11 protein-coding genes and 2 pseudogenes are annotated in these 8,243 nt (G+C 61.4%); all 13 read right to left on the bottom strand.

Annotated features, from left to right (window positions below):
- Window positions 1-238: pseudogene (locus BST28156_RS35265) on the bottom strand (hypothetical protein); the annotation flags it as partial.
- Window positions 123-434 (bottom strand): annotated as a pseudogene (locus BST28156_RS35260) (DUF2514 family protein); the annotation flags it as partial. The pseudogenes BST28156_RS35260 and BST28156_RS35265, both read right to left, overlap by 116 nt.
- Window positions 435-490: 56 nt before the next feature.
- Window positions 491-760 carry a hypothetical protein gene (locus tag BST28156_RS31320; protein WP_174904260.1) on the bottom strand — a complete coding sequence of 90 codons (270 nt, stop codon included), beginning with the start codon at window positions 758-760 and terminating at the stop codon, window positions 491-493.
- Entirely contained in the window at window positions 757-1,092 is a 336-nt protein-coding gene (locus BST28156_RS31315; RefSeq protein WP_174904259.1) for a hypothetical protein, read from the bottom strand. The genes BST28156_RS31320 and BST28156_RS31315 overlap by 4 nt, the downstream gene beginning before the upstream one ends.
- Window positions 1,093-1,104: 12 nt before the next feature.
- Window positions 1,105-1,479 carry a M15 family metallopeptidase gene (locus tag BST28156_RS31310; RefSeq protein WP_217451824.1) on the bottom strand — a complete coding sequence of 125 codons (375 nt, stop codon included), beginning with the start codon at window positions 1,477-1,479 and terminating at the stop codon, window positions 1,105-1,107.
- A 118-nt stretch (window positions 1,480-1,597) separates the two neighbouring features.
- Entirely contained in the window at window positions 1,598-2,281 is a 684-nt protein-coding gene (locus tag BST28156_RS31305) for a tail fiber assembly protein (RefSeq protein ID WP_174904257.1), read from the bottom strand.
- Window positions 2,278-3,273, bottom strand: coding sequence for a phage tail protein (locus tag BST28156_RS31300; protein WP_174904256.1), 996 nt, complete (start codon window positions 3,271-3,273; stop codon window positions 2,278-2,280). The genes BST28156_RS31305 and BST28156_RS31300 overlap by 4 nt, the downstream gene beginning before the upstream one ends.
- A gap of 3 nt (window positions 3,274-3,276) precedes the next feature.
- Window positions 3,277-3,843 carry a YmfQ family protein gene (locus tag BST28156_RS31295; RefSeq protein WP_235213741.1) on the bottom strand — a complete coding sequence of 189 codons (567 nt, stop codon included), beginning with the start codon at window positions 3,841-3,843 and terminating at the stop codon, window positions 3,277-3,279.
- A 23-nt stretch (window positions 3,844-3,866) separates the two neighbouring features.
- On the bottom strand, window positions 3,867-4,913 hold the full coding sequence (locus BST28156_RS31290) for a baseplate J/gp47 family protein (protein ID WP_174904254.1): 1,047 nt from the start codon (window positions 4,911-4,913) through the stop codon (window positions 3,867-3,869).
- Window positions 4,885-5,313, bottom strand: a complete 429-nt coding sequence (locus tag BST28156_RS31285; RefSeq protein WP_040127341.1) for a phage GP46 family protein — start codon at window positions 5,311-5,313, stop codon at window positions 4,885-4,887. The genes BST28156_RS31290 and BST28156_RS31285 overlap by 29 nt, the downstream gene beginning before the upstream one ends.
- A complete protein-coding gene (locus tag BST28156_RS31280; RefSeq protein WP_174904253.1) occupies window positions 5,310-5,888 on the bottom strand; it encodes a phage baseplate assembly protein V in 579 nt (192 codons plus the stop codon). The genes BST28156_RS31285 and BST28156_RS31280 overlap by 4 nt, the downstream gene beginning before the upstream one ends.
- Complete coding sequence (locus BST28156_RS31275) at window positions 5,885-7,000, bottom strand: phage baseplate assembly protein (protein WP_174904252.1); 1,116 nt, start codon at window positions 6,998-7,000, stop codon at window positions 5,885-5,887. Before BST28156_RS31275 ends, BST28156_RS31280 begins: the two co-directional genes overlap by 4 nt.
- Window positions 7,001-8,239 carry a DNA circularization protein gene (locus BST28156_RS31270; protein WP_174904251.1) on the bottom strand — a complete coding sequence of 413 codons (1,239 nt, stop codon included), beginning with the start codon at window positions 8,237-8,239 and terminating at the stop codon, window positions 7,001-7,003.
- Window positions 8,240-8,243 lie beyond the last annotated feature (4 nt).

Here is an 8,243-nt window from a genome sequence, read left to right as displayed (position 1 = left end):
ACGGACTACTCCACGCCATCACCATCATGCCCCACGCGCGCGCGAATGGGGGAAACGGTCGGGCCGAGCCGCTTACGCTCGTCAGCGATTCGCGCCAGTTTTCCCGCAGCTTCGTCAGCCCGTCCGAACACGTCGGCAAGCAAATCGAGGGCGTCGCAGGCTGTCGCGCCTCCGGCCGCAACGGCGGAATCGCGCGTTCGGGTGACAAGCTTGATGACCTGCTTGCGCAGGCCGTCAGCAGCAGCAGCAGCGGCGGCAGCATCAGCGCGCGCCAGGTCACGTTTTTTTGAAGCATCTTCGGCGTTCCTTTGTTGTTCGCGCGCGACCCGGTTACTCTCATCACGCTCGACGACGAGTTCACGAATTCGTCGCGCCTGCGTTTCGACTGTGTGAGACTGATCGGCGTCGCGATAGCCCTTGAAGTAACCCGTCATTGCACCGACTGCGATCGACGCGACGACGGCAAACCAAAATCGCGGATCGATCCAGTTCAAAATGCCCTCCGCGTGACGAGTTTCTGCTTGAAGAAGATCATTCCTACTGCGACCAGGCAGAAGCCGCCCGTGATGATCGGCTCGCCGGGCCAAACGGTCGAATACCCCAACCAGATCAGCCCCGTAAGGTTCCATAGCGCGCCAAACTGAATCATGCCGAGCACGACGCGCCAAACGCGCGGTTGACCCCGCAGGCAAAGCAGCCATCCGACAGCAACGCACAGCACCACGTGCAGCACAAAGTAGACAAATTCGAGAGCGTTCATTTTTGATCCTCCGGACCAGCGACACGATCGATCAAGCGATCGGCGACCTTGTCGCCTCGCCGTTGAATAAGACGAATGACCACCTCGGCGAGGAGCGGCCCCGCCACCCCAACGCCGAAGGCAATACCGCGCTGCATCTCGATCCCGTAGGCACGGAACCAGTACGACACGATCGCGGGTGCAACGAACACAGCCATTGCTGCGCCGGCAACGACGTGCGCCATGATTAGCGATCGTCGATCGGGCGGCGCAATGATCACGCGGAGTAAGGATCCGCACGCGCCCGCGGCGAACACCGACAGCGCTCCACTAAAGAGCGACACATGGTTCAACACACCTCCTCCTTACCAGGGCAATTGGAAATGCGGCCCATCCTTCAGCGATTTCCAGTCGCCGCCCCACTCCACCGGAATCCCGAGTTCGGCCGACGCGCGCTTGAAAGCAACAGCGATTTGCTCGTAGTACTTCCACTCCCACGTAACTGCAGCGCCGAGATACGCCACCACGTCGATCGCATCTCCAGTCAGGTGGCGGCTGTTGGCCGTGCGGCTCTTTCCTTCCGCCACAAGTTGCCGCTGCCGCTCTTTCGTGCGCAGCCCCTCGGTCACCCCGAAGTCAACCTCCGACAATTCGAGCGCACGGCGCGCGAGCCTGATCAAGTCCGGCTTTACGCCGACAAGGTTCCTTTCGCTGCGCCGACTGAATCTGAAATTCTTCACGTTGATCCCCGCGGGCATCGATCAGGTATGACGCGAAGCCCAAAAACGAATGGCCGCGAGAAGCGGCCGTAAACAAAAAGGCCGCCCGAAGGCGGCTCGACAAATCGCAAAAAACGAACTAAGTCGTGTTCTCTCCCACATCGAGGACATTCATCGAATCTTCGCGACGCTTCCGCTCTGCCTCTTCGGCCGCCCGCTTCTTTCGCATTTCTTCCGCCGCCAAAGCGATGTCGCGTTCGGTAGGCTCCGGTGGCCAAGCAACATCCGGAAAGCGCGGGTTCCGCAGTTCACGCACCAGCGCCTGCTGATACGCTGCCCAAACACGAAACGTTGCGCTCTGCACATCGTCGAGCAACCCGGCGGCCATTGCATCGGATAGTCCGAGCGTCGCTTCGCGCGCATTCGCGAGCTTCGCCTCAAATTCCGCCATGGCGGCTTCTTTGGCGAGCTTCGCGACAGCAGCCTCATCGAGTTGCCACGCACCGTCACGCCAGATGTACTCGGCGCCCGGACGCGTTTTCTCGGTAAGCCCGACTTCTTGCGGCGAGACGCCTGGAACATCGATAGACGCCTCCGTTCCGTCCGCGGTGCGGTACAACGCAACGCCTCGAAAGTCGGGTTTATTCACCCACTGTTCGTCGCAGCGAAAAGGCCATTCACGCGCGGACGACGGCGCCGGCTGCTCCGGCGTCGCAAATGCCGGAATCAGCCAGCCGCCCTCGTTCATTGGGTCCGGGTCAGCTTCGCCTTGACCGATATAGGCACCGGTATGAAAGTCGTAGTGGTAGATCCGCAATTTCATTTCCCTCGTTTCACATCGATGCGATAAGCCCGGATATACGCAGCGACGGCGATGTTGCGAGGCCTCGCCTCACTCGCTCCTTCACCCGCGATCGAAATCAAATGCCCGTGCCGCCCCGCTGCTCCTATTCCGACAATGTGGTCATGATCGCCCGCTGCACCGAGCGAGATCCCGCTGTAAGAAACATCGCTATCGACTTCGTTGCGGCGGCCATTGTGTGGACCATAGCCCTCGCCGGGCGAGGTGCCGAATACGCCTACTGATCCAAACCCGTTGCGATGTTTGTGCCCGGGGTCATAAAGATCATGCCAATGATGGCCGCGCACATCGGTCCAGCCCGTGTGAATATGATCACCAGCTTCAGACGCCGTACCCGTATGCTCGTGCCAACGATTCGTACTGTCCTGCCACGCCCCTAACCGGCGGCCGCGGTCTACACCACGGCCGTCGTCCCAGATACGAAGGAAATCGCCTCGTAAATCCGGGATGCGAAATGTTGTGGCCTCATCACCCGAAGAAAAACATCCAAACCATCCGTTCGACCAATCGCGCTCGGACACGAGCGCACCGGAGGCTTGCGCGTAGGCCCATAACTCAGGATAAGCGTCTCGTTTAAGCACAGCCCCGTTCACTCTTAACCACCCGACACGAGGCAGAATGCGCATCTCGAACGAGATCTCACCGACTCGGTCTGGCATCATGGACCGAATGGCATCGGCAACGAATTCGGTCGTCGCCCAGTATTCCGAATCGTCACCCGGCGGACGCGTTGAACCCTTCGACGCAACGATCCTGATAGCCGCGAGCAGCTGCTCGGTCGACGCCTCATCAGGATCGATGTTGGCAGCACGCAGCACGGTGAGCATCTCGTCTGTAATCGAATTTCCCCATGCGGCAGGAATCAACGATCCGGCACGGCCGCCAATCGGATCCTCGTCAACAAACTTCCCATCCACCAACCCGACGCCCGGAACACTTTTCGGATAATCCATCCGCTATCCCTCGTATTCGAAAATCACCAACGTATGCGCGGGAGCGTGCCGTCGGATATAACACTCGATGCCGATGTTGTGGTTGCGACCAAATCGTTCGCCCCACACTGCTATCCCCCAGCGACGACTCCCGGCGCGCCCTCTCCCCATATGCATCGTCCAGATGAACTGCTGCGCCCACGACCCGAAGCGGGCAACACCGAACCGCGACCGCCCAAATCGCGGCGCTCGATGCTCTTCAACTCGAGCGTCCGGATAACCATTCTCGCGTGCGATCGATTCAAAAAAAGCGATACGCTGGCCGCCAGCGCCCAGCAGTCGCCGGCGTACTTCGCGTTGCCGTTCGTCGACCGACTGCACGAGACCGAGGCATTCATCTGGCAAGCCACACACCCGCTCCCAATCGGGCACCAACTCCGATACGGTCGCGGCATCCATCTCGTCGAGAAGGGCTCGTGCGCGCGCATCGATACGCCGAAATTCCGCGGCCAATCCCGCGAGTACGCGATGTACCTGGGGTGCGAATTCGTTACTCCACGCCGGCCCTGGTGGCAGGAGGGCGCGTAGCATGCTCACGTAGTCGGCGTCATCCCTCACCTCCATTTCACCGCTCCCATCAGAGGAATTTCGTTCGGCTCCAGAACGACGTCGTCGGCAGGAAGAAACAGCTTGTTGTCATACTCGCCGCGCGCTCCGCTGATCGCCTGCCGCAGATGCGATTCAAGAACCGTCTCCCCGAGCACTCCCTCGCGCTCCAACAGGTCCGACAAACTCTCCACGACGGCTCGCCGAGTTGCATCGTCATTCGGCACGAGTCGAATAGCGAAATCGATGTGCCGCGGCTTTGGCGCAAGCACGTACAACTCCGCAGTCACCGGCCGTTGCCGCTCGATATACGCCTTAACCATCGCACACGCATGCTCGTCCGGAACGGGATTGAGATCGTCATCGCGCATAAAAAAGACGCCGACCGTACCGATTCCCATGTAGTGCGGCCGGCACCACGCGCGCGTAACGCCAGGTACTTCGAGCGCCCATGTCACGTAATCGTCTCCGTTCCCACCGTCAGGCACGAGGCGATAGGATCGAATGACCCGTTGTCGCAATCGCTCGACCGCCTCCTGATCGGTGCCGCCCGAAATTCCGGGATCCAGCACCACGACCGTGTCCGATACGCCAACGACTGGCGAAATAAATCGCAACCGCACGCCGGCGCCAATGTTGCCCGCCACCCCCGCATCGGCTGCTCGCACCTGAACCTTCGCGACTCCGGCTCGAATAGGCGCAGCCTCGACAACCACGTAGCGTCGCTGGTCATCAGCCTGCAGCAGAGCGCCCGCGTCGATGGTTTTCCCCTCTGCTCCGCTGGCGGATACGAAGCCGGACGCGGCCGCGGCATCTTTGCGTGGCACTGCGAGCCGCAGCCGAGCGTGGCGCAACAGCATTTCCTCGTCGCACTCGTCCGGCAGAATTTGCCGAGCCGCCCATCCGAGAAACCCGTGCATTTCGTGGCTGGCGCCCGAATGGACCCGCACGAGCGCGCGCTGGTCCGAACGCCGCAGTACTCCGTCCGCGGCGGATGTTAGATCGCCGCCTACCCGCTCAATCAACTCAGGCAGCGTCGGCAACGGAAAGGTCATCGAAGATTCTCCACATGTCGTCGTAGTTGATGGTGAGCGGCCCGTCGTGGTCGTCCGACAGGACAATCTCCCCGATCGCTCGGTCGGTTGCAGCACGCCCCACACCAACCGCTCGTCTCACACTGACGCTGATTGCTGTCACAATTTCGTCGTCGACCATCCATTGCAGCGCTTCGCGGCAGTATTCCTCGGCACGGCGCAGCACTTCCGCCGTCAACACCTGTCGGCGCAACAGCCATAAGCGCGAGCCAATTCGGTCGCCCGCAACATCCGGGAAGCTATCGCCCCACCATCCCATTCGCTCGTCGTCGTCGAGCGGATCGCCGGGCTCCGCACGTCGCCACGTAAACAGGCTGATCTCGACCGCGCGCCGCAACATCGATTCTCGTGCGTCGCTCATTGCATTTCTTCCGTAATGCCACCGGTCTCCACGTGACGGTGCCGCGCGGTGCTCTTACCGTCGACGATGACATCCGGCGTGCGAATGGGTGCATCGAACGTCGCCGCCTCGTCACCGCCCTCGCCCGCGCGCACGGCCATGCCAGATTGGGCGGTCAGACGTCCCTTTGCGACAACCTGTTCCGACGCCTCCACGACCGGCGAATTGAATTCGATTTTTTCGGAGGCGTTGACCCGGAACGTGCCCGTTGTCAGCTCGGCGATACGGCCGTTGCGCAGAATCAGGCTGTCACCTTCGTTCGTGAAAATTGCGACCTCCCCGGGGTTCAGATTCAGCGGACGATATCGGCGATCGGCCACGACCAATGCAACGCCGTGCGACGAGTCGCCGCCGAGAAAGCCAACAATCGCCTCGGCGCCGTCAATCGGATGCGACGTGAACCCGTACGGCTCGAAATGCTCGACCCCATCCTTCACCCCGCCCGCCATCAATCGCGTCTGCAACGTCTGCATCTTCGAGGCCGAATTCGCGAGCGACACGACCCCGCGAACTAGCCACGTACCCAGTTTGTTCATTGCTTCTCCCAATCGGCCGGCAACAGAAATTCAAAGTTGTCCTTGCCTTTCTTCTTGCCCTTGACCTTCTTTCGCTTCGTCAACGGTTCGGCCGCAAATCCGTCCGGCGGAGCGACCGCCAGCTTCGTGAGCATCCCTTCGGCATTGCTTTGCGAATATTCAATTTCCACGATCAGCATGTCGCGATCAAAGCCGATGATCGAATCGATGACACGGACGATCTGGTTGTGTCGCCAGATTTGGCCATTCGACTGCCGCCAACCCTGAACCTTGTAGGTCGTCATCAGCGCCTTACTGATCCGGTTCTCGCTCTCCCACTCGACGCGTTGACGCGCGAGATCGGCCGTCATCTGCCCGGATTCGCGCATCACCATCGTGCGATGCCGCGCGATACGCGGATCTGCCACACGCGCCTCGATCTCGCTGACCGCGATGCCGAACGCCTCGTCGGTCCCGCTGCGCTGCCCCTTGCACACGTACTCGGAGAACACTTGCGAAAAATCGAGCGGCGCATCACCGCCTTTGATGTTGACGCCGAGCTCGAGCTTGTCGGACGTTTTGCCGGCGCTCCCCGGCTCGGCAATGACCAGGCGCCCGTGCTCGTCGTCGGTCGACAGCAACCGCGACAACCGCAACAGCCGATCGATCGAATCGAAGACCGTTTCGCCGGGCTCGATCGTGTGATCTGCCAACGTCCCTGCGTCCCCTGATTCGTCGCCGACCTTCACACCGTAGGGCGCCGCCAGCGCCTCGACGATCCGGCCTACGCGCTGACCTCGCCACTGCGACGGCTTGTTGTCCGCACCGCAGTCGACCAGATCGGCCGTGAGCGACCGGCCCGCTATGCCACACTTGAGCGATGCGGCGTCGTACCGGATCGGCGTAGAGAACACGTATCCGGTCAGCACCAGATCGGACCCGATACGCACCTCGCATCGGTCGCCCTGCTTGACCTGCCGCGGTACATCCCCGCTGCCCGGCCACTTCCATGTGATCGCGAGCTCGAAATCACGTGCTTGCCGTTCGATGCCCGCCGAGATCCGCACGTCGGTCCATCCGGCGAAATCAAGACCGTTGACGGTCAACGTGACGGTATTGGAGTTGTCAGCCATCTATCGAGAAAGAATCTTTAGCGGCACGGTCGGCAGGAAGCCGGGGTGCGCAATCCGGTTACGCATCACAATCTCATCGCCGCGGGCCGCATCGCCGTATCTGCGATACGCGAGCACGAGCGCCGGCACCGCCTCAGGCGGCGTCAGCGTCACCAGCCCAACGCCTTCGCGCGCCACCTTCGTCAAATGCAGCGCAACTTTCACGCGGCTGTTTGTCAGTGCTTGGAAATGTTCGCGGGGCGCAGCCATTCCCTGCTGCCACATGGATTCGGAAACAACATCTGCAAGGTCGCGCAGATCATCCGCGACGGGCACATCGACAGCGGGCACTGGATTTGCAATCTGCACATCCAGCGCCGGCGCGCCGGCCGGCAACGTGGCCGGCGAGTATGTCGGTAATGCGCCGGCGTCACGCACGACGTCAACCAGCAACACGTCCTGAACGAGGTCGACCGTCGCAGCGAACAACTTGCTAGCCTCGCGACCGCGCGGCGGCGGAATCTCGTCGAGCGTCGAGATCGCGCCGACCTTGCCGAGCGCCCCTGAAATCGAATCCGCATAGCCCGCGGGAGCTCCACGTGCGACAAATGCCGGGTCCGATGCGGAACGGAATCGATCCGCGATTGAGCCCGGCATCTCGACGAGCGTTTCGACGAAACTCCGCACACTTCCGAACAACATCGTGAACGGCGACGCATATCGATAGAGCACGTCGAAAATCAATCCGCCCTGCTGCATGAGACTATCGACCGTGACCTGGGACAGATCGACCAACGCAACCGCATCGCGATAGCGGCTCAGCGCCGTATCGAGCAGCCCGTCGGCGCTGCCGAGTGCCTGCTTACCTGTGTTTGCCGCGCCAGTCGGATACTTCAGATCCGGCGCGTCGTGAAACACCAGCGTGAAGCGAACCATTCCGCCGTCCGCCTTCACGTGCGTCATGTCGCACTCGCCGGGCTGCACGCGCAGCGTGCCGAGCCACGGATGGATCAGCTCGCCCGGTCCCTCCTGCTCGAGCGCATCTAGCAACTTGTCGCGCTGATCGAAGCAGTCGGAGCCGATGACGAACGCCGTCATCGTGTATTCCCGGGTTTTCTTGCCGTTGTCCTCCGGGTAACTGCTGTCCCGCCGCGGATATTCGTGCACAACGACGCGGCGCCCGACCGGCGTCTGGTCGTCGAAAACCTTGAACGGAACACCGCGGAACGATGCCGGCCGCAATTTCTCTCGCCAACTCATGATG

Source organism: Burkholderia pseudomultivorans (assembly GCF_902499075.1).
Taxonomy (GTDB): domain Bacteria; phylum Pseudomonadota; class Gammaproteobacteria; order Burkholderiales; family Burkholderiaceae; genus Burkholderia; species Burkholderia pseudomultivorans.
This window is presented reverse-complemented; position numbering and strand designations above follow the sequence as displayed.

What these genes read in the sequence shown, in the direction of transcription:
- BST28156_RS31320 (WP_174904260.1), bottom strand. Translation starts at nt 760, where the DNA reads ATGAACGCTCTCGAATTTGTCTACTTTGTGCTGCACGTGGTGCTGTGC.
- BST28156_RS31305 (WP_174904257.1), bottom strand. Translation starts at nt 2,281, where the DNA reads ATGAAATTGCGGATCTACCACTACGACTTTCATACCGGTGCCTATATC.
- BST28156_RS31300 (WP_174904256.1), bottom strand. Translation starts at nt 3,273, where the DNA reads ATGGATTATCCGAAAAGTGTTCCGGGCGTCGGGTTGGTGGATGGGAAG.
- BST28156_RS31295 (WP_235213741.1), bottom strand. Translation starts at nt 3,843, where the DNA reads ATGCTACGCGCCCTCCTGCCACCAGGGCCGGCGTGGAGTAACGAATTC.
- BST28156_RS31290 (WP_174904254.1), bottom strand. Translation starts at nt 4,913, where the DNA reads ATGACCTTTCCGTTGCCGACGCTGCCTGAGTTGATTGAGCGGGTAGGC.
- BST28156_RS31285 (WP_040127341.1), bottom strand. Translation starts at nt 5,313, where the DNA reads ATGAGCGACGCACGAGAATCGATGTTGCGGCGCGCGGTCGAGATCAGC.
- BST28156_RS31280 (WP_174904253.1), bottom strand. Translation starts at nt 5,888, where the DNA reads ATGAACAAACTGGGTACGTGGCTAGTTCGCGGGGTCGTGTCGCTCGCG.
- BST28156_RS31275 (WP_174904252.1), bottom strand. Translation starts at nt 7,000, where the DNA reads ATGGCTGACAACTCCAATACCGTCACGTTGACCGTCAACGGTCTTGAT.
- BST28156_RS31270 (WP_174904251.1), bottom strand. Translation starts at nt 8,239, where the DNA reads ATGAGTTGGCGAGAGAAATTGCGGCCGGCATCGTTCCGCGGTGTTCCG.